The 26,563-nt window shown below is 63.4% G+C and carries 26 protein-coding genes; 13 read left to right on the forward strand and 13 right to left on the reverse strand.

The window, feature by feature from the left end; translation table 11 throughout:
- Window positions 1-18: 18 nt before the first annotated feature.
- Window positions 19-519 (reverse strand): Rrf2 family transcriptional regulator, encoded by a 501-nt coding sequence (locus P0D71_RS07460; protein ID WP_091794535.1) that lies wholly within the window; start codon window positions 517-519, stop codon window positions 19-21.
- A gap of 303 nt (window positions 520-822) precedes the next feature.
- On the opposite strand from P0D71_RS07460, the gene P0D71_RS07465 reads away from it, so the two are divergent.
- Window positions 823-1,368, forward strand: coding sequence for a group III truncated hemoglobin (locus P0D71_RS07465; protein WP_408479577.1), 546 nt, complete (start codon window positions 823-825; stop codon window positions 1,366-1,368).
- 170 nt (window positions 1,369-1,538) lie between these two features.
- On the opposite strand, the gene P0D71_RS07470 is transcribed toward P0D71_RS07465, so the two are convergent.
- From P0D71_RS07470 to P0D71_RS07495, 6 genes are all read right to left on the reverse strand, one after another.
- Window positions 1,539-2,015, reverse strand: coding sequence for a molybdenum cofactor biosynthesis protein MoaE (locus P0D71_RS07470; RefSeq protein WP_408343381.1), 477 nt, complete (start codon window positions 2,013-2,015; stop codon window positions 1,539-1,541).
- A gap of 36 nt (window positions 2,016-2,051) precedes the next feature.
- Entirely contained in the window at window positions 2,052-2,309 is a 258-nt protein-coding gene (moaD, locus tag P0D71_RS07475) for a molybdopterin converting factor subunit 1 (RefSeq protein WP_091794541.1), read from the reverse strand.
- A gap of 26 nt (window positions 2,310-2,335) precedes the next feature.
- On the reverse strand, window positions 2,336-3,577 hold the full coding sequence (locus P0D71_RS07480) for a molybdopterin molybdotransferase MoeA (protein ID WP_408479750.1): 1,242 nt from the start codon (window positions 3,575-3,577) through the stop codon (window positions 2,336-2,338).
- Between the two features lie 270 nt (window positions 3,578-3,847).
- The gene (thrC, locus tag P0D71_RS07485) at window positions 3,848-5,299 is read right to left on the reverse strand and encodes a threonine synthase (protein WP_408479578.1); all 1,452 of its coding nucleotides are present in this window, start codon (window positions 5,297-5,299) and stop codon (window positions 3,848-3,850) included.
- 8 nt (window positions 5,300-5,307) lie between these two features.
- On the reverse strand, window positions 5,308-6,639 hold the full coding sequence (locus P0D71_RS07490; protein ID WP_408479579.1) for a homoserine dehydrogenase: 1,332 nt from the start codon (window positions 6,637-6,639) through the stop codon (window positions 5,308-5,310).
- A 122-nt stretch (window positions 6,640-6,761) separates the two neighbouring features.
- Window positions 6,762-8,012, reverse strand: a complete 1,251-nt coding sequence (locus tag P0D71_RS07495) for a pyridoxal phosphate-dependent aminotransferase (protein ID WP_091794547.1) — start codon at window positions 8,010-8,012, stop codon at window positions 6,762-6,764.
- 559 nt (window positions 8,013-8,571) lie between these two features.
- Between P0D71_RS07495 and P0D71_RS07500 the strand changes: the two genes are divergently transcribed.
- The 12 genes from P0D71_RS07500 (at window position 8,572) to P0D71_RS07555 (ending at window position 22,104) form a co-directional block, all read left to right on the forward strand.
- Window positions 8,572-8,946 carry an Mth938-like domain-containing protein gene (locus P0D71_RS07500; protein WP_091794548.1) on the forward strand — a complete coding sequence of 125 codons (375 nt, stop codon included), beginning with the start codon at window positions 8,572-8,574 and terminating at the stop codon, window positions 8,944-8,946.
- 397 nt (window positions 8,947-9,343) lie between these two features.
- Window positions 9,344-11,083: a glycosyltransferase family 39 protein gene (locus P0D71_RS07505; RefSeq protein WP_408479580.1), complete on the forward strand. Its 1,740-nt coding sequence runs from the start codon at window positions 9,344-9,346 to the stop codon at window positions 11,081-11,083.
- Window positions 11,084-11,108: 25 nt separating this feature from the next.
- Entirely contained in the window at window positions 11,109-11,480 is a 372-nt protein-coding gene (locus P0D71_RS07510; RefSeq protein WP_091794552.1) for an SMR family transporter, read from the forward strand.
- Between the two features lie 245 nt (window positions 11,481-11,725).
- Entirely contained in the window at window positions 11,726-12,877 is a 1,152-nt protein-coding gene (locus P0D71_RS07515) for a DegT/DnrJ/EryC1/StrS family aminotransferase (RefSeq protein ID WP_408479581.1), read from the forward strand.
- Between the two features lie 6 nt (window positions 12,878-12,883).
- The gene (locus P0D71_RS07520; protein ID WP_408479582.1) at window positions 12,884-13,927 is read left to right on the forward strand and encodes a glycosyltransferase; all 1,044 of its coding nucleotides are present in this window, start codon (window positions 12,884-12,886) and stop codon (window positions 13,925-13,927) included.
- The gene (locus P0D71_RS07525) at window positions 13,924-14,859 is read left to right on the forward strand and encodes a formyltransferase (RefSeq protein WP_408183178.1); all 936 of its coding nucleotides are present in this window, start codon (window positions 13,924-13,926) and stop codon (window positions 14,857-14,859) included. The genes P0D71_RS07520 and P0D71_RS07525 overlap by 4 nt, the downstream gene beginning before the upstream one ends.
- Complete coding sequence (locus P0D71_RS07530) at window positions 14,856-15,902, forward strand: bifunctional UDP-4-keto-pentose/UDP-xylose synthase (protein ID WP_408183176.1); 1,047 nt, start codon at window positions 14,856-14,858, stop codon at window positions 15,900-15,902. Before P0D71_RS07525 ends, P0D71_RS07530 begins: the two co-directional genes overlap by 4 nt.
- Before the next feature lie 10 nt (window positions 15,903-15,912).
- On the forward strand, window positions 15,913-16,806 hold the full coding sequence (locus P0D71_RS07535) for a polysaccharide deacetylase family protein (protein ID WP_408479583.1): 894 nt from the start codon (window positions 15,913-15,915) through the stop codon (window positions 16,804-16,806).
- A 140-nt stretch (window positions 16,807-16,946) separates the two neighbouring features.
- Entirely contained in the window at window positions 16,947-17,408 is a 462-nt protein-coding gene (locus P0D71_RS07540; RefSeq protein WP_073426815.1) for a peroxiredoxin, read from the forward strand.
- A 356-nt stretch (window positions 17,409-17,764) separates the two neighbouring features.
- Window positions 17,765-19,621 (forward strand): PhoH family protein, encoded by a 1,857-nt coding sequence (locus P0D71_RS07545; RefSeq protein WP_408479584.1) that lies wholly within the window; start codon window positions 17,765-17,767, stop codon window positions 19,619-19,621.
- A 205-nt stretch (window positions 19,622-19,826) separates the two neighbouring features.
- A complete protein-coding gene (locus P0D71_RS07550) occupies window positions 19,827-21,062 on the forward strand; it encodes an NlpC/P60 family protein (RefSeq protein ID WP_408479585.1) in 1,236 nt (411 codons plus the stop codon).
- 235 nt (window positions 21,063-21,297) lie between these two features.
- Window positions 21,298-22,104, forward strand: a complete 807-nt coding sequence (locus P0D71_RS07555; protein ID WP_091800557.1) for an SDR family NAD(P)-dependent oxidoreductase — start codon at window positions 21,298-21,300, stop codon at window positions 22,102-22,104.
- 71 nt (window positions 22,105-22,175) lie between these two features.
- On the opposite strand, the gene P0D71_RS07560 is transcribed toward P0D71_RS07555, so the two are convergent.
- The 6 genes from P0D71_RS07560 to priB all read right to left on the reverse strand — a co-directional run bounded on the left by P0D71_RS07560 (window position 22,176) and on the right by priB (window position 26,527).
- The gene (locus tag P0D71_RS07560; RefSeq protein WP_091794568.1) at window positions 22,176-23,186 is read right to left on the reverse strand and encodes an inorganic phosphate transporter; all 1,011 of its coding nucleotides are present in this window, start codon (window positions 23,184-23,186) and stop codon (window positions 22,176-22,178) included.
- Window positions 23,186-23,812 (reverse strand): DUF47 domain-containing protein, encoded by a 627-nt coding sequence (locus P0D71_RS07565; RefSeq protein ID WP_091794570.1) that lies wholly within the window; start codon window positions 23,810-23,812, stop codon window positions 23,186-23,188. The genes P0D71_RS07560 and P0D71_RS07565 overlap by 1 nt, the downstream gene beginning before the upstream one ends.
- Window positions 23,813-23,939: 127 nt before the next feature.
- Window positions 23,940-25,325 carry a replicative DNA helicase gene (locus P0D71_RS07570; protein WP_012432804.1) on the reverse strand — a complete coding sequence of 462 codons (1,386 nt, stop codon included), beginning with the start codon at window positions 25,323-25,325 and terminating at the stop codon, window positions 23,940-23,942.
- A 144-nt stretch (window positions 25,326-25,469) separates the two neighbouring features.
- Complete coding sequence (rplI, locus tag P0D71_RS07575; RefSeq protein WP_091794572.1) at window positions 25,470-25,922, reverse strand: 50S ribosomal protein L9; 453 nt, start codon at window positions 25,920-25,922, stop codon at window positions 25,470-25,472.
- A 27-nt stretch (window positions 25,923-25,949) separates the two neighbouring features.
- A complete protein-coding gene (gene rpsR, locus P0D71_RS07580) occupies window positions 25,950-26,225 on the reverse strand; it encodes a 30S ribosomal protein S18 (RefSeq protein ID WP_007182109.1) in 276 nt (91 codons plus the stop codon).
- 2 nt (window positions 26,226-26,227) lie between these two features.
- Window positions 26,228-26,527 (reverse strand): primosomal replication protein N, encoded by a 300-nt coding sequence (priB, locus tag P0D71_RS07585; protein WP_007182110.1) that lies wholly within the window; start codon window positions 26,525-26,527, stop codon window positions 26,228-26,230.
- Window positions 26,528-26,563 lie beyond the last annotated feature (36 nt).

Consider the following 26,563-nt stretch of genomic DNA (forward strand, 5'->3'; position numbering starts at 1 on the left):
AGAACTGCCTCACCGTTTTCAGGCGATCGGCGCGGGATTACCACCGGCCGGCGCGACCGGCACGACCGGAATCACGCTGCTCAAGCCGAGCAGCGCGGACAGCGGGCCATGCGGCTGCGCCACCTCACCAATGGTATGTCGGTCCAGCTCGGAGAGAAAGGCATTACGCGCCGCTTCGAGCGCGCCACGCAACCGGCACTGCGGTGAAATGACGCAACTGCGGCGCTCACCTTGCTGGTCTGGAAAACAACCGACGAGCGCAAAGTCGCTTTCGGTCGCGCGCACGATTTCGCCGACCGTCAGCGCGCTGGTTTGCTCGGTCAGCCGCAATCCGCCGTTGCGCCCGCGCACCGTTTCGATCCAGCCGAGTTCGCCCAGCTGCTGCACGACCTTCATCAAGTGGTTCTTGGAAATGCCGTACGCGTCCGAAATATCCTGGATCGTCGATAGCCCTTCGCCGCGAACCGCGAGGTATAGCAAAACGCGTAGTGAGTAATCCGTATAGTCGGTCAGTCTCATAGGTGCAGGTATCACGATGAGCGCAAGCCGCGATCCGGGGATAACCGCGTCGATGCAAGGGTTGCCGTGGGCCGTCGCTTCGCCCTAAGATGCAGGCGCTACGCATATTTTCTTGTTCTGCGCAGATAGGCGGTGCGTATGTTTCGGCAGTAATGGTAACGTTTCCTGCGTGGGGCATTCTTACGAAAAGCGGGGTATTCGCAGCCTACTTCCTTTCGTTTGGACTCCGTTTGAGGCCATTCCTGACGCAGTGCGGCGCCGTGTGGCGACGCACAATCGAGAACCGCACCTTTTGGACTTTGCATGAACCCGTCTTTTCCCGCCGCGCCAGTCGTCGAACGCGCTGTCGAGCCCACCGAGGCGAATATCCGCGAACTGGTCTACGCCTTTTACGATCGCGTGCGCGCCGATGCGCTGCTGGGTCCGGTCTTCGACGCGACGCTCGCGGGCCGCTGGGACGATCACCTGCCCAAGATGTGCACCTTCTGGGGCAGCCTCGTGCTGGGCGCGAAGCAATATCGCGGCAACGTGCAGCAGGCGCATCAGCCGCTCGAGGGCATCGAGCCGCAGCACTTCAGCCGCTGGCTGTATCTGTTTCTGGACACGGCGCAGTCGCGTTATCAGCCCGCCGCCGCGGTCCGCTTCATGGAGCCGGCGCTGCGCATCGCGCAGAGTCTGCAGTTGAGCCGTTTCGGCTGGGATTACAAGATCCCGGAGGAACAACAGGCGCTGCTGGAACGCGTTGCGCCCAAACGTCGTCCCCACGATGTTGACGAGGCAGCGCACGCGGCGCGCCCGCCAGGCGAGCCGTTTCCGACGCGCATTGTCGGCCGGTCGCGGGACGAATGACGCAGACGCGCGCGAGGCTGCCGTTTAAACCCGTGCAGCGGGCCGGCAGGCATCGGCCAAGCCCGAACCGTCAGGAGCGCCTGCGAACGGCGTAAGCGGCGTCAAAACGCTTGCTGTTCCCAGACTCGCGGACCCGCTGACACCCGGATTCCACCGGCGCGCACCCGCGCCTAGTCCTCGGCACGATTACCCGATTCGATACCCCAGCGGGCGAGCGCCGCGTCGTCGGTGACACGGGCGTCGACCCAGCGCTCGCCAGCCTCGGTCTTTTCTTTCTTCCAGAACGGCGCCTGGGTCTTCAGATAATCCATCACGAATTCGCAGGATGCGAAGGCATCGCCGCGATGCGCGGCCGTCGTCGCCACCAGCACGATCTGGTCGAGCGGATACAGCTTGCCGACCCGATGCACGACCAACACCTCGATGCCCGGCCAGCGCTCACGCGCGCTGACGATGATCGCCTCCAGCGATTTTTCCGTCATGCCGGGATAGTGTTCGAGCTCCATCGTCTCGATCGCGCTGCCGTCGTTCAGATCGCGCACGGTGCCGACGAAGCAGGCGACCGCGCCGATTTTCGGATTGCGCGCGCGTAATCCGGCGACCTCGGCGGTGAGGTCGAAGTCTTCCGTCTGGACGCGAACGGGCATCTGGGCCTCCTATGCAGTTGGGAGCGGCGCGGCGGATCAGCCGCCGGTAACGGGCGGAAAAAACGCGACTTCGCAGCCCTCGGTGACGCGAGTGCCGGCGCCGGTCATGACATGGTTGCAAGCCATACGCAGCGCGCGGCCCTCGGCCAGGGTGTCGGACCAGATGCCGCCGCGCGCGCGCAGCCAGGCGCGCACGTCGCCCACGGTTGCAATGCCGTCGGGCAGATCGACGGTTTCGTCGGCCAGATCGAGCGCTTCACGCACGCTCGCAAAATATCGAAGTTGAATCTTCATCGGGATGCCACCGGCGACCGCCGGCCTCAGTTCAGCAGTTCGGAAAAAGGAAGGAAGCGCACCGTCTCGCCGGCGCTGATCGCGTGGTTCGGCGGATTGTCGATCAGGCCATCGCCCCAAACGGTCGAGGTCAGCACGGCTGAACTCTGATTCGGGAACAGATCGAGCCCGCCCGCCGAGTTGATACGCGCGCGCAGGAATTCGTTGCGGCGGTCGGCCTTGCTCTGCGTGAAATCCGCGCGCAGCGACAGTGCGCGCGGCGCAACCGCCAGCACGCCGGCCAGACTCAGGATGAACGGGCGCACGAACAGCAGGAAGGTCGCGAAACTGGACACCGGGTTGCCCGGCAGGCCGATGAAAAAGGTTTCAGCCGAATCCGGCGCCGCCGCGGTCTCGCCACGCCGCGCGACACGGCGCACCGCGCCGAAGGCGAGCGGCTTGCCCGGCTTCATGGCGATTTGCCACATCGCAAGACGCCCTTCTGCTTCCACAGCCGGCTTCACATGATCCTCTTCGCCCACCGACACGCCGCCGCAGGTGAGGATCAGGTCGTGTGCTTCGGCGGCTTCACGCAAGGTCGCGCGGGTCGCGTCGAGCTTATCGGCGACTATGCCGTAGTCGGTGACTTCGCAGCCGAGTTTTTCCAGCAGCCCGCGCAGCGTGAACCGGTTCGAGTTGTAGATCGCGCCGGGCTTCAGCGGTTCGCCCGGCATGGTCAGTTCGTCGCCGGTGAAGAAGACGGCTACCTTGACGCGCCGCCGCACGACGAGTTCGGCGCACCCGACCGAGGCCGCAAGCCCCAACGCCTGAGGCGTGAGCCGCGTGCCCGCCGGAAGGATGACCGAGCCACTGCGGATATCCGCGCCCTGCGCCGTGATCCATTCACCGGGCTGCGGGCTGTGCAGGATCGTGACTTCCGCGCCGCTGGCTTCGGTTTGCTCCTGCATCACGATCGCATCGGCACCGGGCGGCACGGTGGCGCCGGTAAAGATACGCGCGGCCGTGCCGGGTGTCAGGGGCTCTGGCGCGTGGCCGGCCGGAATGCGTTGTGAGACCGGCAAGCGGCCGGTGGCTTGAGCGGCCAGGTCCGCGCTGCGGATCGCGTAGCCGTCCATTGAACTGGTGTTCATCGGCGGGACGTCGAGCGGCGAGGTGACGTCGGCCGCGAGAACACGGTTCAGCGCATCCAGCGTGGGGATCGACTCTGTGCCGGCAATCGGGCTCGCTGCGCTGAGCAGGGTCGCCAAGGCTTCGGCGGTGGCAAGCATCGGCGCGCGGGGCGTGGGTGTGGACATCTCTGGTCTCGAAGCCGCAGGTTAAAAGAATATTGTAGCGGTCGAAGCAGGAAGTCTGGGCTAAGGGGCGTTATGAGCGGATTTCTGGTGTTTGAGCGCTTGCCGCGGGGTTTCGCGGCAAGCGCCTTTGACATGCGGCGCATGAAGCGCGCCGACAGACTGGGCGTGCCCCAGGCGGTATGACGCGTCAAGGCGACGGCGGCTGACTTATGCGCTGAATCATGCGCCGCCTGATGTGCCAACTTACACGCCTACCTTCGCGACGATAAAGTCCTTCACGCGCTGCGCATCCGCCGGCAGCACTTCGAAACGCTGCGGCAGCGATTCGAGGCCCGAGAACGCCGCGGGCCGTTCCGGTTCGCGCAACAGCGCTTCGCGAATCGTCTCGCCGAACTTGATCGGTTGCGCCGTCTCCAGCACGATCATCGGAATGCCCGGCTGCAAATGTTCGCGCGCGACCTTCAGGCCGTCGGCGGTGTGCGTGTCGATCATCGTGTCGTAACGCTCGAACACGTCGCGGATCGTCTCCACGCGCGATTCGTGGCTGCTGCGGCCCGACACGAAACCGAACTCCCGCACGCGCGCAAAGTCGCCGCTCGCGGCGAGATCGAAGCCGCCCTTCTCTTCGACGTCACGGAATAGTTGCAGCACGCGCGCCGGATCGCGGCCGAGCAGATCGAACACGAAACGCTCGAAGTTCGAGGCCTTCGAAATGTCCATGCTCGGGCTGCTGGTGTGATACGTCTCGGCCGCCTTGCGCACGCGATAAATACCGGTGCGGAAGAACTCGTCGAGCACGTCGTTTTCGTTCGTCGCCACGACCAGCTTCTCGATCGGCAAACCCATCATGCGCGCGATGTGACCCGCGCACACATTGCCGAAGTTGCCCGACGGCACTGTGAACGACACCCGCTCGTCGTTCGACTTCGTGGCCGCGAAGTAGCCCTTGAAGTAGTACACGACCTGCGCAACCACGCGCGCCCAGTTGATCGAGTTGACCGTGCCGATCTTGTACTTCGCCTTGAACGCGTGATCGTTCGAGACGGCCTTGACGATGTCCTGAGCGTCGTCGAACACGCCTTCCACCGCGATGTTGAAGATGTTCGGGTCCTGCAGGCTGTACATCTGCGCGGTCTGGAACGCGCTCATTTTCTTGTGCGGCGACAGCATGAACACGCTGATGCCCTTCTTGCCGCGCATCGCGTATTCCGCGGCGCTGCCGGTGTCGCCCGACGTCGCGCCGAGAATGTTCAGCGTCTGGCCGTGCTTGGCGAGCGCGTATTCGAACAGGTTGCCGATCAACTGCATGGCCATGTCCTTGAACGCGAGCGTCGGCCCGTTCGACAGTTCCAGCAATGACAGCGGCGCGCCCTCTTCAACGCCCAGCACCTTCAACGGCGTGATCTGCGCGGCGCTTTCGTCGTCGCGCACGTTGCAGTACGTTGCCGCCGTGTAGGTCTTGCGCGTGAGCGCGCGCAGGTCTTCGGCGGGAATGTCGTCGATGAATTTGGACAGGATCTCGAAGGCGAGGTCCGCGTACGGCAGCGTGCGCCAGCGCGTCAGTTCGTCAGTGGTGACGCGCGGATATTCGGCGGGCAGATACAGGCCTCCGTCTTTGGCGAGACCGCCCAGCAGGATGTCAGCAAAGGAGTGGTGCTCGCCGGCGCCGGCGCCGCGGGTGGACAGGTAGTTCATAGTTCGGCCTAGTTCAGCGCTTCCATGCGCAGCTTCGTGACTTGCGAGACAACGGTCTTCAGCGCTTCGATCGTTTTGATCGCGGCGTTGACGTGCTTTTCGACCGTTTCGTGCGTGATCAGGATGATGTCGGTTTCGCCCTTGCCGTTCGCGTCGACGTGCTCCGACTCCTTCTGCAGCAGCGCGTCGATCGAAATGCCGGTGTCGGCCAGAATGCGCGTGATGTCGGCCAGCACGCCGGTCACGTCCGCCACCCGCAGACGCAGGTAGTAGCCGCTCGTGACTTCGTCGATCGGCAGGATTGGGGTGCTCGACAGGCTGTCCGGCTGGAACGCCAGATGCGGCACGCGATGCTCCGGGTCGGCCGTGTGCAGACGCGTCACGTCGACCAGATCGGCCACCACCGCGGAAGCCGTCGGCTCGGCGCCCGCGCCCTTGCCGTAGTAAAGCGTGGTGCCGACCGCGTCGCCATGCACGACGACCGCGTTCATCGCGCCTTCCACGTTCGCCAGCAGGCGCTTTTCCGGAATCAGCGTGGGATGCACGCGCAATTCGATGCCCTTGTCGGTGCGGCGCGTGATACCGAGCAGCTTGATGCGGTAGCCGAGTTCCTCGGCATATTTGATGTCGATCGCCGCGAGCTTGCTGATGCCTTCGACGTAAGCCTTGTCGAACTGCACCGGCACGCCGAACGCGATCGCGCTCATGATGGTCGCCTTGTGCGCGGCGTCCACCCCTTCGATGTCGAAGGTCGGGTCGGCTTCGGCGTAGCCGAGTTCCTGCGCGGCTTTCAGCGCGGTTGCGAAGTCGAGCCCGCGGTCGCGCATTTCCGAAAGAATGTAATTCGTGGTGCCGTTGATGATGCCCGCGATGTACTGGATTCGGTTGGCCGTCAGACCTTCGCGCAGCGCCTTGATGATCGGAATGCCGCCCGCCACCGCCGCCTCGAACGACACCATCACGCCGTTGGCGCGCGCCGCCTCGAAAATCTCCGTGCCGTGCACGGCGAGCAGCGCCTTGTTGGCGGTTACCACGTGCTTGCGGTTCTTGATTGCGCGCAGAACGAGGTCGCGCGCCACGCCCGTGCCGCCGATCATCTCGGCCACGATATCGATCGAGGGGTCGTCGACCACCGCGTTGAAGTCATCGGTCAGCGCCACCGTGCCGGCCTCAGTGCCGAGCGCGGCTGTCGCCTTGGCGGGATTGCGCACGGCAATGCGCGCGATCTCGATGCCGCGGCCCGCGCGGCGTTTGATTTCTTCCTGATTGCGACGCAGTACCGTGAAGGTGCCGCTGCCTACCGTGCCGAAGCCCAGCAGTCCAACTTTGATCGGTTCCATGCAGCGTGTGTTTTCGAGTAGGTGATTAAAAATAAACGGGGCGCGGGTCTGGCGCGTTCCGCACGGCGCGGCGTCAGCCCGCATTGCCTGTGAGCGCGCCGCGCGTTGCGCACTATTGTGCGCTAGGCCGTGTGACGTTTGCGGTAACCGTCGAGGAAACGCGCGATCCGGTTGATCGAATCCGCGAGGTCGTCCACGTTCGGCAGGAACACGACGCGGAAGTGATCCGGCGTTTTCCAGTTGAAGCCGGTGCCCTGCACGAGTAGCACGCGCTCTTCCAGCAAAAGGTCGAGGATGAACTGCTGGTCGTCCTGGATCGGATAGATCTTCGGGTCCAGCCGCGGGAACATGTACAGCGCCGCTTCGGGCTTCACGCAACTCACGCCGGGGATCGCCGTCAACATGTCATACGCGAGTTCGCGCTGTTTGTACAGGCGCCCGGTCGGCACGATCAGGTCGTTGATGCTCTGGTAGCCGCCGAGCGCGGTCTGGATCGCGTATTGGCCCGGCACGTTCGGGCACAGGCGCATGGAAGCCAGAATGCCGAGCCCTTCGAAGTAGTCTTTCGCGTGGCGGCGGTTCTCGCCGGCGGTCAGGCCTGAAATGAACATCCAGCCGGCGCGATAACCGCACGACCGGTAGCTCTTCGACAGGCTGTTGAACGTGACCGTGAGCACGTCTTCGGAGAGCGCCGCCATCGACGTGTGCTTCTTGCCGTCGTAGACGATCTTGTCGTAGACCTCGTCGGCGAAGATCACGAGGCCGTGCTGGCGGGCGATCTCGATCAGGCCGAGCAGCAGTTCGTCCGAATACAGCGCGCCGGTCGGGTTGTTCGGGTTGATGACCACGAGCGCGCGCGTATTCGGCGTGATTTTCGCGCGAATGTCGTCGAGGTCGGGCATCCAGCTATTCGATTCGTCGCAGATGTAGTGCACCGGCGTGCCGCCCGACAGGCTCACGCCGGCGGTCCACAGCGGATAGTCCGGCGCGGGCAGCAGCACCTCGTCGCCATCGTTCAGGAGGCCCTGAAGCGCCATCACGATCAGCTCGGACGCGCCGTTGCCGATATAGATGTCGTCCAGCTCGACCCCGTGCACGCCCTTTTGCTGCGTGTAATGCATGATCGCCTTGCGCGCGGCGAACACGCCCTTGGAATCGGAATAACCCGACGAACCCGGCAGGTTCAGGATCATGTCCTGAATGATTTCGTCCGGCGCGTCGAAACCGAACGGCGCGAGATTGCCGATGTTCAGCTTGATGATGCGGTGGCCCTCTTCTTCGAGCCGCTTCGCATGTTCGAGGACGGGCCCGCGAATGTCATAGCAGACATTCAACAACTTGTTGGATTTGAGTATCGGTTTCACGGCGGGCACTTCATCCTGGTTGATGGCTTGGGCAAACCGGCGCGCGCAAACAGCAAAATGGGCCGGGCGGGTTCGCCGATAGGGGAATTCGGGCGCGGCACGACCGGCGACGGCAAGCGGCGACCGGCGCCACGCGAATCGGGCCGAATCTCAGGCCGAATCTCAGCGCCCGTTCGTCGAGCCGTTGTCGAGCCGTCGTCGCGTCGAGCTATCGTCGAGCCCCTGCGCAGGCTGCTTCGCGAGCTCTTCTCGCGTTGACGCACGCAGACAGAACCGACGAACAGCGGCCGAAAGCGGGTAAAACCAAGGCGGGTAGCCGGTGGGCCGCACCCGCCGACTCAGCGCGGCTTGTGGCGGCATATGAGCGAGGGGCGCCGCAAGGCGGCTAAAAAGTTATAATTTAGCGGATTTTGGCCGACTTCCGCAATGCACCAACCGCATCGGCAAGCCTTTTCGGCCGCTTCTGTCCCATTCGCGTGCCCCATTCGCGTCGAATCGCCCCGCCTGGGCCCCGCCCGGTCAGGCCGTCAACACGCATGATGTCTCACGACGACTTCGGAAAACCAATTTGAAATTACATCAGGATTCGAGCGGCGCCCTCAACACCGTCACCGGCTACGGCGCCGACTATGTCGAAATCAATCTGGTGCGCCATTCGGGCAGCCTTCTCGTGCTGCCGGACGCACCGGTCATCCCTTGGCCCGTTTCCTCTTTCGAGCAGTTGAGCGCCGAGCACTTCGCCATGCTGGTGGACTCCGCGCCGGAAGTGGTCGTGTTCGGCAGCGGCGAGCGGCTGCGCTTTCCGCATCCGCGCCTGACAGCCGCGCTGACGGCGAGGCGCATCGGCGTCGAAACGATGGACTTCAAGGCCGCCTGCCGCACCTACAACATTCTGATGGCCGAGGGCCGCAAGGTCGCGGCCGCGTTGCTGATCGAAGCCTGAAACCGTGCCGCGAGGCCGCCCGGGAGCAATTCGCCGCAGCCTGCTGCGGACCTTGTTCGAGGCCTTGCGGCCTCGGCGCTGACTGCACGCCCTGGCCGCGTCAGGGGCGATAACGTACACTGCGCGCCATCGAACGAAGGCAGCACCGGCAGCCTGAGCGCGACCGCGCGTCGCGTCAGCGCCCCGTCGACGGAAGGTGAAGAAGCCACCGCTGTCGAATCGGGCTGCGGTTGGACGCAACTCGAACGCCGCGTCGGGAGTCTGATGCACGCGCCCGGAAGACGGGCGCCCGCAGAGCGCGGGTCGCTTCGCTGATGGCCGCGCCGCATGGCCGGTCGCCATTTCCGAACAACATCGCTTCGCCGCCTGTGCGGCGTCGCCATAAAGGTTGAAATCCATGAACGATACGCCGACGAGGCTACCGCTCAACCGCACCACGGTTCTGCTGCTGGTGCTGGCCCTCGCCGTGATCTGGTTCGTGCCGCTCGGCTGGCGCCACCTGCTGCCGAGCGACGAAGGCCGCTACGCCGAGATGGCGCGCGAGATGTTCGTCACCGGCGACTGGATCACGCCGCGCTACAACGGCTACAAGTATTTCGAAAAGCCACCGCTGCAGACCTGGGCGAACGCGCTCACGTTCGCGTGGTTCGGCATCGGCGAATGGCAGGCGCGGCTCTATACCGCACTGACGGGCTTTGCCGGCGTGCTGCTGGTGGGCTTCACCGGCCAGCGCGTGTTCAACACGGCAACCGGCGTGTTCGCCGCGATCGTGCTGGCGACCTCGCCGTACTGGAACCTGATGGGCCACTTCAACACGCTCGACATGGGCCTGTCGTTCTGGATGGAATTGACGCTGTGCGCGCTGCTGCTCGCGCAGCGCCCCAACCTCCCGAGCGGCTGCGTGCGCGGCTGGATGTGGGTGTGCTGGGGCTCGATGGCGCTGGCGGTGCTTTCCAAAGGACTCGTCGGCGTGATCCTGCCGGGCGCCGTGCTGGTGCTCTATACGCTGATCGCGCGCGACTGGGCGGTGTGGAAGCGTCTGCATCTGATCGGCGGGCTGATCGTCTTTTTCGCGATCGTCACGCCGTGGTTCGTGCTGGTGCAGCAGCGCAACCCGGAATTCCTGAATTTCTTCTTCATCGTTCAGCAGTTCAAGCGCTATCTGACGCCTGAGCAGAACCGTCCGGGACCGTTCTACTACTTCGTGCCGGTGCTGCTGGTGGGTTTCCTGCCGTGGCTTTCGGTGACGCTGCAAAGCGTGCGCCACGCATGGCGCCTGCCGCGCCAGCCGAACGGCTTCGCGCCGGTCACGCTGATGCTGACGTGGACCGTCTTCATCTTCCTGTTCTTCAGCGCGTCGCATTCGAAGCTGCTCTCCTACACGCTGCCCATCGCGCCGCCGATCGCGCTTCTGATCGGCATGTATCTGCCGCTCGTCACGCGCGACCAGTTGCGCCGTCATCTGGCCGGCTATGCGCTCTTTCTCGTCGTGGCAGCGTTTGCCGCGTTGTTCCTGCCGCGCTTTGGCAGCGCTCGCAATCCGGCCGAACTGTATGCCGAGTACCGCACGTGGGTGCTGGCGGCGCTCGGCGTCGCCTTTGTGCTGACACTCGCTGCGCTGTGGTTGAACCGCCGCAGCCGGGCCGGCAGCCTCGGCGCGATCGCCACCTTCGGCGCGGCGTGGCTGCTGCTCGGCACCATTGCCGGCACGGGTCACGACGTGTTCGGCCGCCTGAGCTCCGGCGCGCCGCTCGCGCCGGCCATCAAGGCGGAGATCGCGAAGCTGCCGGCCGACACGCCGTTCTACTCGGTGGGCGTACTCGACCACACGCTGCCGTTCTACGTCGACCACACGATGATCATGGTCGAGCATGCGGACGAACTGGCGTTCGGCGTGTCCGTCGAACCGCAGAAATGGATTCCGTCGGTCGACGCCTGGGTCGAACGCTGGAAGGCCGACCGCTACGCGCTCGCGCTGATTCCGCCGCCGACCTACGACCGGCTTCTCAAGGAAGGCCTGCCGATGCGGGTGATCGCCCGCGACTCGCGCCGCGTGGTGGTGGAAAAGCCGCTCGCGCCCGACGCGCCGGCAGCTGACGCACCCGCATCCGTGCCAGTGGAAAAAGCACAACAATGACCCCATATCAGGATCTGCCCGTTCGATGAACCCGATTTCCCTCTTTTGCATTCTTGCCGGCGTCACGTTGAACGCTGGTGCGCAGTTGCTGCTCAAAGCCGGTACGAATGCCGTTGGACACTTCGAATTCACCCGTGCGAACATCCTGCCCATTGCCTTTCGCATCGCAACCCAGCCGCCGATCATCGGCGGGCTGGCCTGTTATGTGATCAGCGTGGCCGTGTGGATCGTCGGGCTGTCGCGGGTGGACGTATCGATCGCCTATCCGATGCTCTCGCTCGGCTACGTCGTCAATGCGTTCGCGGCGTGGTATCTGTTCGGCGAAGTGCTGTCGGTACAGAAGCTGATTGGCATCGGCATCATCCTGATCGGCGTGCTGGTGTTGGCTCGCAGCTAGTCACCACGGCCCGCCGCGGCGTGCCGGTCACAGTCTATTGCTGTTTAATTGCCGGGCCGCCTGAGCGTATGAAGGCGGCAAAAGATATCGTAAGCGGTCGTTCCGTCCGGCTAAGCAATATGTAAGGTTGATCCTGGTATGCTGCCCGGTTGCGCCCTTTTTAGCCGCGGCCCCGGTTGCGCACACTATGTGGTTTAGTTCGCGCCCTTCGGGGTTGCGCCCCCTTTCAATCGAGCGAAGCATTCATGAGCCAGTCAACACTCCCGTTTCTGCCCTTTGTCAAACCCGAGATCGATGAGGAAACGATTCAGGGCGTCGCCGAGGTGCTGCGCTCCGGCTGGATCACCACCGGCCCGCAAAACCAGAAATTCGAAGCGGCGCTCTCCGAATTCTGCGGCGGCCGGCCGGTGCGCACGTTCAATTCCGGCACGGCGACGCTGGAAATCGGCCTGCGCATCGCCGGCGTGGGCGAAGGCGACGAGGTCATCACGACGCCGGCCTCGTGGGTCTCCACCAGCAACGTGATCTATGAAGTCGGCGCGACGCCGGTGTTTGCCGACATCGACCCGGTCACCCGCAACATCGACCTCGATCTGCTCGAAAAAGCCATCACGCCGCGCACCAAGGCGCTGATTCCGGTGTATCTGTCGGGCCTGCCGGTCGACATGGACCGTCTCTACGCAATCGCCCGCGCCCACAAGCTGCGCGTGATCGAAGACGCCGCGCAGGCGTTCGGCTCGACCTGGAACGGTGAGCGCATCGGCAAGCTGGGCGACATGGTCTCGTTCAGCTTCCATGCGAACAAGAACCTGACCTCGATCGAAGGCGGCGCGCTCGTGCTGAACAACGAGGAAGAAGCCATCCTTGCGCAGAAATACCGCTTGCAAGGCATCACGCGCAGCGGCTTCGACGGCATGGACTGCGATGTGCTCGGCGGCAAGTACAACCTGACGGACGTCGCCGCGCGCGTCGGCCTCGGCCAGTTGCCGCATCTGGAGCGTTTCCTTGCGCAGCGCAAGAAGCTCGTGCGCGCGTATTTCGCGGGTCTGGAGGGCGGCGCGGCGAAGAAACTCGGGCTCGGCCTGCCATTTGCTGACTTTGAAAACAGCAACTGGCACATGTTCCAGGTCACGCTGCCGCTTGAGAAGCTCTCGATCGACCGTGCCGGTTTCATGGGGCAACTGAAAGAGCGTGGCATCGGTTCGGGGGTGCACTACCCGGCCATCCACCTGTTCTCGCTGTACCGCGCGCATGGCTTCAAGGAAGGCATGTTCCCGCATGCGGAGCGCTTCGGCGCGACCAACGTCACGCTGCCGCTGTTCACGCTGATGAACGAAGGCGACGTGGAGCGCGTGTGCCGCGCGGTCAATGAAATTTGCGAACAATACGGAAAATAAGCGGAAATGATTTATTCGGAACATCGCGCCGTCGCACCGGAAGTGTCGATCATCATCCCGGTGTACAACGAGGAAGCCGGCCTGGCTGCGCTGTTCGCGCGCCTCTATCCTGCGCTCGACGCGCTCGGCACCGGTTATGAAGTGATCTTCATCAACGACGGCAGCCGCGACAAATCCGCCGCCCTGCTCGCCGAGCAGTTTCGCGCGCGTCCCGACACGACCCGCGTGATCCTGCTGAACGGCAACTACGGTCAGCACATGGCGATTCTGGCCGGCTTCGAGCAATCGCGCGGCGAGATCGTCATCACGCTCGACGCCGACCTGCAGAATCCGCCGGAAGAGATCGCCAAGCTGGTCAACAAGATGCGCGAAGGCTACGACTACGTCGGCACGATTCGCCTGCAACGCCAGGACAGCCTGTGGCGCCGCAAGGCTTCGCGCGCGATGAACCGGCTGCGCGAGCGCATCACCCGCATCAAGATGACCGACCAGGGCTGCATGCTGCGGGCGTACAGCCGGCACATCATCGACACGATCAATCGCTGCGGCGAAATCAACACCTTCATTCCGGCGCTTGCGTACACCTTCGCGCAGAATCCGGTTGAAATTGAGGTCGCGCACGAAGAGCGTTTCGCCGGCGAATCGAAGTACTCGCTGTACTCGCTGATCCGCCTGAACTTCGACCTCGTGACCGGCTTCTCGGTCGTACCGCTGCAGTGGCTGTCGTTCATCGGCGTGATCCTGTCGCTCGGGTCCGCGGCGCTGTTCGTGCTGCTGCTGATTCGCCGCTTCATCATCGGTGCGGAAGTGCAAGGTGTGTTCACGCTGTTCGCCGTGATCTTCTTCCTGCTCGGCGTGATCATCTTCGCGCTCGGCCTGCTCGGCGAATATATCGGCCGGATCTACCAGCAGGTGCGCGCACGCCCACGCTATCTCGTGCAGACCATTCTCGAACAGCGCGACGGCACGACCGTGGCCGAAGCGCCGCGCCAGGCGGTCGTGCAGGCCGTGCAGGCCGCGCCGCTCCTCGATCAGGGCCCCAACCCATGAAGCCACGCGCCGTCGTATTCGCGTATCACAACGTCGGCGTGCGCTGCCTGCAGGTGCTGCTCGCGCGCGGCGTGGAGGTGGCGCTCGTCGTCACGCACGAAGACAGCCCGACCGAAAACATCTGGTTCGGCAGCGTCGCCTCGGTCGCGGCCGAGCACGGCATTCCGGTGATCACGCCGCACGATCCGAAGAGTCCCGAGCTGCGCGCCGCGGTGAGCGCCGCGCGCCCGGACTTCATCTTCTCGTTCTACTACCGCCACATGTTGCCGGTCGACGTGTTGGCGCTCGCCGCACGGGGCGCTTACAACATGCACGGCTCGCTGCTGCCCAAGTACCGCGGCCGCGTGCCGACCAACTGGGCGGTGATTCACGGCGAAACCGAAACCGGCGCGACGCTGCACGAAATGGCCGCCAAGCCGGACGCGGGCGCGATCATCGCCCAAACGCCGGTGCCGATCCTGCCCGACGACACCGCGAGCCAGGTGTTCGACAAGGTCACGGTGGCCGCCGAGCAAACGCTGTGGCGCGTGCTGCCGTCCCTGCTGGCGGGCGAAGCGCCGCATCTGCCGAACGATCTCGCGCACGGCAGCTACTATGGCGGGCGCAAGCCGGAAGACGGCCGCATCGACTGGACGCAATCGGCGCAGCAGGTCTACAACCTGATTCGCGCGGTCGCGCCACCCTATCCCGGCGCCTTCACGGACGTCGGCGAGCAGCGTTTCGTCGTGACGCGCGCGCGCCTCGCCGCGCCCGGCGCGCTTCGCTCGGATTTGCCGCCGGGCCTGCACGTAAGCGATAATGGCATTTTCGCGATATGCGGCGACGGCCGCGCGATCGCCATCCACGAATTGCGGCGCCAGCACGACGGCAGCGAGACTGTCGTCACTCCGGCCGAATTTGCCCAGCTCATCCAAACTCCCCGTTACTCATGAAAAAAGTCCTGATTCTGGGTGTGAATGGCTTCATCGGCCATCACCTGTCCAAACGCATTCTCGAAACGACCGATTGGGAAGTCTTCGGCATGGACATGCAGACCGAGCGTCTGGGCGACCTGGTCAATCATGAACGGATGCACTTCTTCGAAGGCGACATCACGATCAACAAGGAGTGGGTCGAATATCACGTCAAGAAGTGCGATGTGATCCTCCCGCTGGTTGCGATCGCCACGCCCGCCACGTACGTCAAGCAGCCGCTGCGCGTGTTCGAACTCGACTTCGAAGCGAACCTGCCGATCGTGCGTTCGGCGGTCAAGTACGGCAAGCACCTCGTGTTTCCGTCGACCTCCGAGGTCTACGGCATGTGCACGGACGAGCAGTTCGATCCGGAAGAATCGCAACTGTCGTACGGCCCGATCAACAAGCCGCGCTGGATCTACGCGTGTTCCAAGCAGTTGATGGACCGCGTGATCTGGGGTTACGGCATGGAAGGCCTGAACTTCACGCTGTTCCGTCCGTTCAACTGGATCGGCCCGGGCCTCGATTCGATCTACACGCCGAAGGAAGGCAGCTCGCGCGTGGTCACGCAGTTCCTCGGCCATATCGTGCGCGGCGAGAACATCAGTCTCGTCGATGGCGGCGCGCAAAAGCGTGCGTTCACGGATATCGACGACGGCATCGGCGCGCTGATGAAGATCATCGAGAACAAGGACGGCGTGGCGACGGGCAAGATCTACAACATCGGCAACCCGACCAACAATTTCTCGGTGCGTGAACTCGCGCACAAGATGCTGACGCTCGCCGCCGAATTCCCGGAATACGCGGAAACGGCCAAGCAGGTGCAGCTGGTCGAAACGTCGTCGGGCGCTTACTACGGCGCCGGCTACCAGGACGTGCAGAACCGCGTGCCGAAGATCGACAACACCATGCAGGAACTCGGCTGGGCTCCGAAGTCGACCTTCGACGAAGCGCTGCGCAAGATTTTCGAAGCGTATCGCGGCCACGTCGGCGAAGCGCGCGCGCTCGTCGAACAGCAATAAGGGCTGATCCTTGGCTCGTATCGTCCTGAAGATCGACGTCGACACGCTGCGCGGCACCCGCGAAGGCGTGCCGAATCTCGCACGTATCTTCGACCGCTTCAAGGCGCGCGCCACCTTCCTCTTCAGCCTCGGGCCCGACCACACCGGTTGGGCGATGCGCCGCGTGTTGCGACCGGGCTTTCTGCAGAAAGTGTCGCGCACCTCGGTGGTCGAACACTACGGCATCAAGCAGTTGATGTACGGCGTGCTGCTGCCCGGTCCGGACATCGGCGCCAAGGCCTCGGCGGAAATGCGCGCGATTCACGAAGCCGGCTTCGAATGCGGCATTCATACGTGGGATCACGTCTACTGGCAGGACAACGTGCGCTCGAAAGACCGCGCATGGACCATGGCGCAGATGCAGCAAAGCCACGACCGTTTCGTCGAGGTGTTCGGCGCGCCGCCGGTCACGCACGGCGCGGCGGGCTGGCAGATGAACGGCCACGCGTTCGAGCAGATCGACGCGTGGGGCATGCACTACGCGTCCGACGGACGCGGCCACTCGCCGTATCTGCCGGTGGTCGACGGCCGCACGCTCAAGCATGTGCAAATGCCGACCACGCTGCCCACGCTTGACGAAGTGCTCGGCGTGGACGGTGTCGAGTCGCACAACGTCGCCGCATGGATGTTGAAGCACACGGAAAACAATCCGCACGATCAGGTGTACACGCTGCACGCAGAACTCGAAGGACAGAAACTCGCGCCGATTTTCGAACAGCTTCTGGAAGGCTGGCGCGCGCAGGGCCACACCTTCGCGACGATGGGCGATTATTACGCCACGCTAGACCGCAGCACGCTGCCATCGTACCCTGTTACGTGGGGCGAAATTCCAGGGCGCTCCGGCGAACTGATTGTCCAGCCCTGACTGGTCAACCGGCAGCCGGCCCTGACGACCCGACCGCCGCGCGAGAACATGCCGCGCGCCGGCCGCCCCTCCCCCAAAAGTCTCGATGCCAGGCCGCCGCCGCAATCATCCGGCGCCGGCCATAACAACCGGAGAAGCACGTGCCCATCGCAGTCGACCAACCCATCCCCGACTTCACCGCCCCCGCTACCGGTGGCGAGATCACGCTGTCCAAGCTGCGGGGCAAGAAGGTGGTGCTGTATTTTTACCCGAAGGACAACACGCCGGGCTGCACGACCGAAGGTCTGCAGTTCCGCGATCTCTATCCGAAGTTCAAGAAGGCCGGCGCGGAAATCCTCGGCGTGTCGCGCGACAGCCTGCGTTCGCATGACAACTTCAAGGCAAAGCTGGAACTGCCCTTCCCGTTGATCTCGGATCCCGAGGAAACGCTGTGCGCGCTCTTCAATGTCATCAAAATGAAGAAAATGTATGGCAAAGAAGTACGGGGAATCGAACGCTCCACGTTCCTCATCGACGCTGAAGGCGTGCTGCGCCAGGAGTGGCGCGGCGTGAAAGTGCCCGGGCATGTCGACGATATTCTGGAGGCTGTACAAGCGCTTTGAGGCGCGTTATATTGGGTTGCAATGAGTGCCTGTACACCCCAACTTTTTCGCCGCTGCGCCAGACTTGACGGCTGTTTCCCGTTTTTTCCGGGTCCCGTCGGAGTCGCGAGGTGCAACGCGAGCACTGTAGGCGAGCCGCTTGCCCCGTACGCCGGGGCGGCGGCTTTTTTAATTGCGCGAGAGCCGTCGTTCACTCGGCCACGCGCTTCCGTTAAGGAGCCGATCGAAGACCAGGCGAACCGGCATCTCTAGACCGAATGCGCGCCTCCGGGCGCAAACTGCGTGCGCATCCACTGGCACCGGCAGAATGCGACAGGCGGCGCACGATATGTGACCCGAATAATTCGAGGGAAACCATGCCTTTGCCTACCCCCCCCAGCAAGCTCGGCAATCTCCTGCCGCCTGACGAATACAAGGCCAAAGCCGCCAGCCCGGCGCGCTCCGCCGCGAAGAAACAGACGGCCGTTGGGGAATCCGCAGAGTCGGCCGACTACGGCCGCGCGAACGTCGCCACGCCAATGGCGCACGCCGCCAACGCCGCGACCACTTTGCGGCCTGTGCCGACATCGTCGGCGGCCCCGGCTGCGTCCGCCTCCGCGGAACAGGCCGCGCCCACTCGCGGCCGCAAATCGAAGCAAACGGCCGCCCTGTTGCAACCGGTTCCCGCCGCCCGGCCGCAAGCCGAACCTGCTGCGCCCGCGCAGCCGGTCGTCGCACGCGTGCCGAGCGCGAAGCAGGCTGAGGCGAGCACACCCGCAGCCGCTGCGCCGAGCACACGCGGCACCGGCCGCAAACGCGGCACGGCTGCCGAGCCGGTTGAAGTCCAGAAGCTCTTCGTGCTCGATACGAATGTGCTGATGCACGATCCGAGCTGCCTGTTCCGTTTCGAGGAACACGACGTCTATCTGCCAATGATGACGTTGGAAGAACTCGACAACCACAAGAAGGGCATGTCGGAAGTCGCGCGCAACGCCCGCCAGGTGAGCCGCACGCTCGACGCACTGGTGGCGAACGCCGGCAACATGTCCGACGGCATCTCGCTGGCGCGTCTGGGCAGCCGCGAGGCGTCCGGGCGTCTGTACTTCCAGACCAAGCTCGCCGCCATCGAACCGGTGGAAGGTCTGCCGGAAGGCAAGGCCGATAACCAGATTCTCGGCGTGGTGCGCGCGTTGCAGCGCGACCGGATGGATCGCCAGGTCGTGCTGGTGTCGAAAGACATCAACATGCGCATCAAGGCGCATGCGCTCGGCCTGCCCGCCGAAGACTACTTCAACGACCAGGTGCTCGAAGACAGCGATCTGCTGTATTCCGGCATCCGCGCGCTGCCGCAGGATTTCTGGACCAAGCACGCGAAGGGCATGGAAAGCTGGCAGGACACCAAGACCGGCACCACTTACTACCGCGTGACCGGTCCCCTGTGCGCCTCGATGCTGGTCAACGAGTTCGTCTATCTGGAACCGCAAAACGGCGAGCCGGCGTTTCACGCGCTGGTGCGCGAGCTGAACGGCAAGACGGCGCTGCTGCAAACCTTGCGCGACTACGGCCACCACAAAAACAACGTGTGGGGCATCACGGCGCGCAATCGCGAGCAGAACTTCGCGCTGAACCTGCTGATGAATCCGGAAATCGACTTTGTCACGCTGCTGGGTCAGGCCGGTACCGGCAAGACGCTGGTCGCACTCGCCGCCGGTCTCGCGCAAGTGCTGGACGACAAGCGCTATAACGAGATCATCGTGACGCGCGCAACGGTGCCGGTCGGCGAAGACATTGGCTTCCTGCCGGGTACGGAAGAGGAAAAAATGCAGCCGTGGATGGGTGCATTCGACGACAACCTCGAAGTCCTGCAGAAAACCGACGACGCCGCCGGCGAATGGGGCCGCGCCGCGACTCAGGAACTGATCCGCTCGCGCCTGAAGGTCAAGAGCATGAACTTCATGCGTGGCCGCACGTTCGTGGACAAGTATCTGATCATCGACGAGGCGCAAAACCTGACGCCGAAACAGATGAAAACGCTGGTCACGCGCGCGGGTCCGGGCACGAAGATCATCTGTCTCGGCAACATCGCGCAGATCGATACGCCTTACCTCACGGAAGGCAGTTCGGGGCTCACGTACGTGGTCGATCGCTTCAAGGGCTGGGCGCACAGCGGGCATGTGACGCTGGCGCGCGGCGAGCGTTCGCGCCTTGCCGACTACGCGTCGGAAATTCTCTAAGTTTCAATTAGTTAGCTTCAAACCGAAGCCGCTTCCGGAACACTCCGGAAGCGGCTTTTTTCTTTGCCATGCGTTCCTGAAGGGCAACACTTAGCGCACGAACTTCATGTAATTTATGAAGAATTCTTGCCGGAGCGAGGTTCCAAGGGCTACCATCCCGACATCGTCCGCCATTAAACGAGCGTTTACCGCTCTCCTCGTCTTCATGCGCCGACTCGCCCTATCGCTGCTGACCGTTCTGCTGCTCGCCGCCTGCGCCGGCGCACCGCAGAAAACGTCGTCGCGTGGGTCGGGCGGGCAGGTCGTGGTGGCGAACGGCGCGTATCATGCTCCGCCGCCCGGCTTTCCGAACTTCGTCGATCACAGCATCGGCCGTGAAGAAATCTCGATTCAGGCGATGAGCCTCGTCGGCATTCCGTACCGGTGGGGCGGCAATACGCCGGATAGCGGCTTCGATTGCAGCGGTCTGGTTCGCTATGTGGTCTCGCGTGCGGCTTCCGTGAATCTGCCGCGCACGACGGCGGATATGAGCGGGCGCGGCGAATCGATAGAACCGGACGAGATCGCGCCCGGCGATCTGATTTTCTTCAACACGACAGGACGCGCGCATTCGCACGTTGGCATTTATGTCGGCAAGCTGCGCTTCGTCAACGCGCCGTCTACCGGTGGTACGGTGCGGCTCGACTATTTGACCAATCCATACTGGGCCAAGCGCTTCGACGGCATTCGCCGCGTGGCCTCGCCGGCTGCGACACCCGCACCGTTCGATACGCCGAGCTATCAAGCTGCCGCGCCACAGTCTGAGCGCGTCGCGCCGGTGGCGCAGTCAGCGCCGGCCTATGCGGGCGCGGGTGCGACCGCGACCGTTGCACCGGCGCCGGCGAAGGCAGCGGCGCAGTCGCCGGTCTATGCTGCGGGCGCACTGCAACCCCAATCTCAGTCGCAGTCGCAGTCGCAGTCGCAGTCGCAGCAGATCGTCCGCGTTACGGCGGTGCCTCGCGCGCCGTTGAGCGTGGAGGCTCAACCGGTCAGCACCACGGCACAAGCCGATCCGTTCGAGCCGCCACCACCTGGCATGAGCGCGGCTCAGATGCAGGCTCGCGCGGCGGGCGCCGTGTCCCCGACGCCGATTCCGGCCGCTCAACAAGCCAATGCATATAACGCCAGCGGCGCCGCACCGGCCCAACAACAGCCGACCGCTTCGCGGACGGCTCCGCAAACGGCAACCGCCCGCGCGCCCGATCCTATCGACGCCGCCGCCGACGCGTTCGAGCCGCCGCCGCCCGCTTCCGTCGCCGCGCGGCAGGCCCGGCAGGCGCAGCAAGCCGATGAGAACGGCAGCGTGCAGATCATGCGGGCTTCGACGGCCTCGCGCGGCATGCCCGCTCCGACGCAAACCAACGACGACCCGATCGCCCGCTTCGCCAACGGCAACTTCTGACGCCACGGCGCGGACCGTGCCGTGAGCGAGCTTCGCGCTCAGCATGCGAACGAATTCGGATATCGTAGCCGCCTTAGCGTGCACACCTCGTCGTATAGCGTGGCCATCGACGCACGCGTTGAACGGCCGCCGCGCAGCGACTCGCCACCACACGCAGCGCCACCGACCTGCGCATCACAACCATCCCGCCAATCTGCTATCGTCGTCGGTATTCTTTCGACAGCGGGTGATGACGATGGATCTCGGACTCAAAGACAAGGTGGTGTTGATTACAGGCGGCAGCAAGGGAATCGGCCTTGCCTGCGCCCGTGCGTTTGCGATCGAGGGCGCGAAAGTCGCGATCGTCTCGCGCGACCCCGCCAACCTCGCGCGCGCTTACGAACAGTTGAAACAGGAAGGCCTGCACGTACACCGGACTCGCGCCGATCTGCACGAACCGCACAGCGCCGCCGATATCGTCGAGGAAGTGAGCACCGCCGTCGGCCCGATCGACGTGCTGATCAACAGTGCCGGCGCCGCACGCCGCTACGACCCGGAGACGCTCGATGCCGACGCGTTCCGCGCCACCATGGAAGCGAAATACTTCCCCTACATCTATCCCCAGCAGGAAGTGCTGCGCCGCATGGCCGAACGGGTAAAAGCCGGCACGGGCGGCGAGCCCGGCACGATCGTCAATATCATCGGCATGGGCGGCAAGGTCGCGAGCGATATCCATATTGCCGGCGGAGCCGCAAATGCCGCGCTGATGCTTGCCACCGTCGGCCTCGCCCACTATTACGCGCGCTACGGCATCCGCATCAACGCGATCAATCCGGGAGCGACGCTGACCGAACGTGTCGAGGAAGCGGTCAAACTGGAAGCCACGCAGCAAGGCATCGGCAACGCGGAAGCGCTCGCGCGCGGCCAGGCCAAAGTGCCGCTCGGACGCTTTGCCAAACCGGAGGAAATCGCCGACGTTGCGCTCTTTCTGGCGAGCCGCCGTGCAAGCTATGTGACGGGCGCAATCGTCCCGATGGATGGAGGCAGCGCGCCGCTCATCTAGGCGGCACGCTTCTTTTCGAACCCTGACAACGCGAACGCGCGGCAGGCGGCGTCGCCGCCCGCTTTGCGCCTTTACAGGAAACGGTGGCCGAGCCACCAGGCAGCCGCGGCGAGCGCCGCGGAGGCCGGAATCGTCAGAATCCACGCCCAGACGATGTTGCCGGCCACGCCCCACCGCACCGCGCTGAGCTTTTGGGTTGCGCCGACACCGACGATCGCGCCAGTAATGGTATGCGTGGTGGACACGGGAATGCCGAGCCACGAGGCGGTAAACAGCGTGATCGCCCCGCCCGACTCCGCGCAAAAACCGCCGACCGGCTTGAGCTTGGTGATCTTCTGGCCCATCGTGCGGACGATCCGCCAGCCGCCGAACAGTGTGCCGACGCCCATGGAGAGATAACATCCGCCGATCACCCACAACGGCGGCGCATCCGCCATTGACGACGCATAGCCCGTCGCGATCAGCAGCATCCAGATGATGCCGATGGTTTTCTGCGCGTCATTACCGCCGTGGCCGAGGCTATACAAACCTGCGGACACCAGTTGCAGACGCCGGAAACGCCGGTCGACCTTGCTCGGCGGCGTGCGGAAGTAAATCCACGACACCGCCAGCATGAAGAACGAGCCGAGCACGAAGCCAAGCAGCGGCGAAATGAAGATGAACGCCACCGTCTTCATCAGGCCGTCGAAATTGAGCGAACCCCACCCCGACTTGGCGAGCGCCGCGCCCACGAGGCCGCCGATCAATGCATGCGACGAGCTCGATGGAATGCCGTAGTGCCAGGTAATGATGTTCCAGCCGATCGCGCCGACCAGCGCACCGAAAATCACGTAATGGTCGACGATGTTCGGATCGATCGTGCCCTTGCCGACAGTCGCGGCAACTTTCAGATGGAACACGAAATACGCGATGACATTGAACGCCGCCGCGAAGGCGACAGCCTGTTGCGGCTTCAGCACGCCTGTCGAGACTACCGTGGCGATCGAATTCGCCGCGTCGTGAAAGCCGTTCATGAAGTCGAAAATCAGCGCGACGGCGACCAGGCCGGTGACGACCCAGATTGCGAGTTGTATCGATTGCATTATGCGTTTTCCAGCACGATGCCTTCGATGATGTTCGCTACATCTTCACACTTGTCCGTGATCGTTTCGAGCAATTCATAGATTGCTTTCAGCTTGATCAGGGTCTTGACGTTGTCTTCTTCGCGGAACAGTTTCGACATGGCTGCGCGCAGCACGCGGTCGGCTTCCGATTCCAGACGGTCGATTTCCTCGCAGGCCTTCAGAATCTGGCTTGCCTGCTTCATGTCGGACAGCAGGCTGACGGCGAATTGCACGCGCTCGGAGGTTGCCGTGCAGATATGCGCAAGCTGGCTCGCCTCGGAAGTCACGGCCTGTACGTCGTACAGCGAGATAGCGGTGGCGACGTCCTCCATCAGGTCGAGGATGTCGTCCATCGTGGTGATCAGCTTGTGGATCTCGTCACGGTCGAGCGGCGTGATGAACGTCTTGTGCAGCAGGTCGATGGTTTCGTGCGTGAGCTTGTCAGCGGCCTTCTCGGCTTTCTGCACGTTTTGCTTGTGGGTTTCGGCGTCCTGCAGGTTGTCGATCAGCAGCTCGAGTTCACGGCTTGCCGAGACGATGCACGTTGCGTGCGCATTGAAAATTTCAAAGAACTTGCCCTCGGTGGGCATGAATCGACCGAACATTGGGATCCCGAAAATTGGTCACATAATGGCTGACATAAAACCGCCACATTGTACCGTTGTGGGACCCGCGCCGCACTTCCGGAAGCGCCGTTACAACGGCGTCTCAGTTATCGCTTCCCTTCTCCGCTCAATCGCTGTAGAAATTCTGCGCGCCGGCAAAGTTGTCGAACTTCGTGAATTGACCGTGGAACGTGAGCCGAACAGGACCGATCGGACCGTTACGCTGCTTGCCGATGATGATCTCGGCCGTGCCTTTGTCCGGACTGTCCGGGTTGTAGACTTCGTCGCGGTAAATGAACAGGATCACGTCGGCATCCTGCTCGATAGCGCCTGATTCCCGCAAGTCAGACATGATCGGCCGTTTGTTCGGACGCTGCTCGAGACCGCGGTTGAGCTGCGACAACGCGATCACCGGCACGTCGAGTTCTTTGGCGAGACTTTTCAGCGAACGCGAGATTTCCGAGATTTCGGTCGCGCGGTTTTCGCCCGACGACGACCCGCTCATCAGCTGCAGGTAATCGATGATGATCAGCCCGAGCTTGCCGCACTGGCGCGACAGCCGCCGCGCTCGCGAGCGCAGTTCCATCGGGTTCAGGCCGCCGGTTTCGTCGATGAAAATCTGCGCTTCACTCATTTTCTGCACGGCATGCGTGAGCTTCGGCCAATCCTCGTCGGTCAGGCGCCCGGTCCGCATGCGGTGTTGATCCAGCCGCCCGACCGAGCCGAGCATACGCATGGTGAGTTGCGAACCCGGCATTTCCATCGAGAACACCGCGACCGGCAAGCCGTACTCTACCGCCACGTATTCGCCGATGTTCATGGAAAACGCCGTCTTACCCATCGACGGACGGCCGGCGACGATGATCAGCTCGCCGCCGTGCATACCGGAAGTCATGCGGTCCAGATCGACAAAGCCGGTCGGCGTGCCGGTCACGTCGCTCGGATTCGCGGTGTGGTACAGCGTGTCGATGCGCTCGACGACTTCGGTCAGCAGCGGCCCGATTTCGAGGAAACCCTGCGTACCGCGCGCGCCGTCTTCGGCGATCGAAAACACTTTCGACTCGGCTTCGTCCAGCAACTGCCGGACTTCCTTGCCCTGCGGGTTGAAGGCGTCGGCCGAAATTTCGTCGGCGACGGACACCAGCCTGCGCAACACCGCGCGATCGCGCACGATTTCCGCGTAGCGCCGGATATTGGCCGCGCTCGGCGTGTTCTGCGCGAGCGCGTTCAGATACGCCAGACCGCCGACCTCTTCCGCCTTGCCCGAAGTGCCGAGCGCCTCGTACACGGTGATCACGTCGGCCGGACGCGTGGCCGCGATCAGCTTGCCGATGTGCTCGAAGATGATGCGGTGGTCGTAGCGGTAAAAATCGCTCTGCGACAGAAAATCCGCGATACGGTCCCACGCGGCGTTATCGAGCAGCAGGCCGCCCAGCACCGATTGCTCGGCCTCGATCGAATGCGGCGGGACTTTTAGCGACTCGAGTTGGGGATCTTTGGACGGTGCGTTCATGGAGAGGAATTATCGGGCAAATCGAGGGCGCGCGGGCGGCTGCGGGGAGCAGGAAAAACAAAAAAACGGGCACAAAAAAAACAGGGGCCGGTTACCCGGCCCCTGCCTTTCGCCAGCGACATCCTGGCAAATACTAGCTGATACTTAGACGTGTTCGCCGATCACAGCCACCGTCACATCGACGAGAACGTCGGTGTGCAGCGAGATCTGAACCGGGTGCTCGCCAACCAGCTTCAGCGGGCCTTCCGGCAGACGCACTTGCGCCTTTTCCACTGCGAAACCTTGCTTGACCAGGGCTTCAGCGATGTCCGCGTTCGTCACCGAACCGAACAGACGGCCGTCGACGCCAGCCTTTTGGTTGATCTGCACCGTCGAGCCACCCAGCTTTTCGCCTTGGGCGGTAGCAGCAGCCAGCTTTTCAGCGGCGATCTTTTCGAGTTCTGCGCGGCGCACTTCGAATTCAGCCAGGGCTTCCTTCGTTGCACGGCGAGCTTGCTTGTTCGGGATCAGGAAGTTACGTGCGTAACCGTCCTTGACCTTCACGATATCGCCCAGGTTGCCCAGATTGACGACTTTTTCCAGAAGAATAATTTGCATTCGGAGACTCCTTATCGCGTCGTCGGGTTAGGCCTTGTGCTGGTCGGTGTACGGCACCAGCGCGAGGAAACGTGCGCGCTTGATTGCCGTGTCCAGCTGGCGTTGATAGTGCGACTTCGTACCCGTGAGACGCGCCGGCGTGATCTTGCCGTTTTCGCCGATGAAGTCCTTCAGCGTTTCGAGGTCTTTGTAGTCGATGTGATCGACGCCAGCGGCCGTGAAACGGCAGAACTTCTTGCGCTTGAAGAGCGGATTTTGTTGCTGACGACGCTTGTCGAATTTCTTACCAGTCGGGCGGGGCATGTTCAGTCCTTTCCAATGTCCTGCAATGCTGTGATGTGAAATACCAGAGTTCTTGCGTTGCGGTGCTTTTTTGCCAGAAAGCCTGTGAAGAGCGTTTCCACGCCCATCTGACAGCTTTCGAGCTTACCGCTCGCCTCGCCTGCGGCTACCGCCTGCATGGTCAGTTCGACTTGCCGGGCAATGCCGGCTTCGACGACTTCCGTGCGGTGGTGCAACGTGCAGCCTGCAATCGGAACGCCGGCGGGGGTGTACCGCACCGGTTCGCGTTCGACGACGCTGGCCGTGAGTTGCAGCCGATTCATGTAACCTTGGTCGAGAGCGACGCTTGATCTGATAGC

Origin of the sequence: Paraburkholderia sp. RL17-383-BIF-A (assembly GCF_046028015.1) — a bacterium.
Taxonomy (GTDB): domain Bacteria; phylum Pseudomonadota; class Gammaproteobacteria; order Burkholderiales; family Burkholderiaceae; genus Paraburkholderia.

What these genes read in the sequence shown, in the direction of transcription:
- P0D71_RS07545 (WP_408479584.1), top strand. Translation starts at nt 17,765, where the DNA reads ATGCCTTTGCCTACCCCCCCCAGCAAGCTCGGCAATCTCCTGCCGCCT.
- rplI (WP_091794572.1), bottom strand. Translation starts at nt 25,922, where the DNA reads ATGCAAATTATTCTTCTGGAAAAAGTCGTCAATCTGGGCAACCTGGGC.
- P0D71_RS07570 (WP_012432804.1), bottom strand. Translation starts at nt 25,325, where the DNA reads ATGAACGCACCGTCCAAAGATCCCCAACTCGAGTCGCTAAAAGTCCCG.
- P0D71_RS07480 (WP_408479750.1), bottom strand. Translation starts at nt 3,577, where the DNA reads ATGCTTGCCACCGCCGAAGCCTTGGCGACCCTGCTCAGCGCAGCGAGC.
- P0D71_RS07555 (WP_091800557.1), top strand. Translation starts at nt 21,298, where the DNA reads ATGGATCTCGGACTCAAAGACAAGGTGGTGTTGATTACAGGCGGCAGC.
- P0D71_RS07505 (WP_408479580.1), top strand. Translation starts at nt 9,344, where the DNA reads ATGAACGATACGCCGACGAGGCTACCGCTCAACCGCACCACGGTTCTG.
- P0D71_RS07520 (WP_408479582.1), top strand. Translation starts at nt 12,884, where the DNA reads ATGATTTATTCGGAACATCGCGCCGTCGCACCGGAAGTGTCGATCATC.
- priB (WP_007182110.1), bottom strand. Translation starts at nt 26,527, where the DNA reads ATGAATCGGCTGCAACTCACGGCCAGCGTCGTCGAACGCGAACCGGTG.
- P0D71_RS07565 (WP_091794570.1), bottom strand. Translation starts at nt 23,812, where the DNA reads ATGTTCGGTCGATTCATGCCCACCGAGGGCAAGTTCTTTGAAATTTTC.
- rpsR (WP_007182109.1), bottom strand. Translation starts at nt 26,225, where the DNA reads ATGCCCCGCCCGACTGGTAAGAAATTCGACAAGCGTCGTCAGCAACAA.
- P0D71_RS07530 (WP_408183176.1), top strand. Translation starts at nt 14,856, where the DNA reads ATGAAAAAAGTCCTGATTCTGGGTGTGAATGGCTTCATCGGCCATCAC.
- P0D71_RS07560 (WP_091794568.1), bottom strand. Translation starts at nt 23,186, where the DNA reads ATGCAATCGATACAACTCGCAATCTGGGTCGTCACCGGCCTGGTCGCC.
- P0D71_RS07550 (WP_408479585.1), top strand. Translation starts at nt 19,827, where the DNA reads ATGCGCCGACTCGCCCTATCGCTGCTGACCGTTCTGCTGCTCGCCGCC.
- P0D71_RS07465 (WP_408479577.1), top strand. Translation starts at nt 823, where the DNA reads ATGAACCCGTCTTTTCCCGCCGCGCCAGTCGTCGAACGCGCTGTCGAG.
- moaD (WP_091794541.1), bottom strand. Translation starts at nt 2,309, where the DNA reads ATGAAGATTCAACTTCGATATTTTGCGAGCGTGCGTGAAGCGCTCGAT.
- P0D71_RS07490 (WP_408479579.1), bottom strand. Translation starts at nt 6,639, where the DNA reads ATGGAACCGATCAAAGTTGGACTGCTGGGCTTCGGCACGGTAGGCAGC.
- thrC (WP_408479578.1), bottom strand. Translation starts at nt 5,299, where the DNA reads ATGAACTACCTGTCCACCCGCGGCGCCGGCGCCGGCGAGCACCACTCC.
- P0D71_RS07510 (WP_091794552.1), top strand. Translation starts at nt 11,109, where the DNA reads ATGAACCCGATTTCCCTCTTTTGCATTCTTGCCGGCGTCACGTTGAAC.
- P0D71_RS07470 (WP_408343381.1), bottom strand. Translation starts at nt 2,015, where the DNA reads ATGCCCGTTCGCGTCCAGACGGAAGACTTCGACCTCACCGCCGAGGTC.
- P0D71_RS07525 (WP_408183178.1), top strand. Translation starts at nt 13,924, where the DNA reads ATGAAGCCACGCGCCGTCGTATTCGCGTATCACAACGTCGGCGTGCGC.
- P0D71_RS07460 (WP_091794535.1), bottom strand. Translation starts at nt 519, where the DNA reads ATGAGACTGACCGACTATACGGATTACTCACTACGCGTTTTGCTATAC.
- P0D71_RS07515 (WP_408479581.1), top strand. Translation starts at nt 11,726, where the DNA reads ATGAGCCAGTCAACACTCCCGTTTCTGCCCTTTGTCAAACCCGAGATC.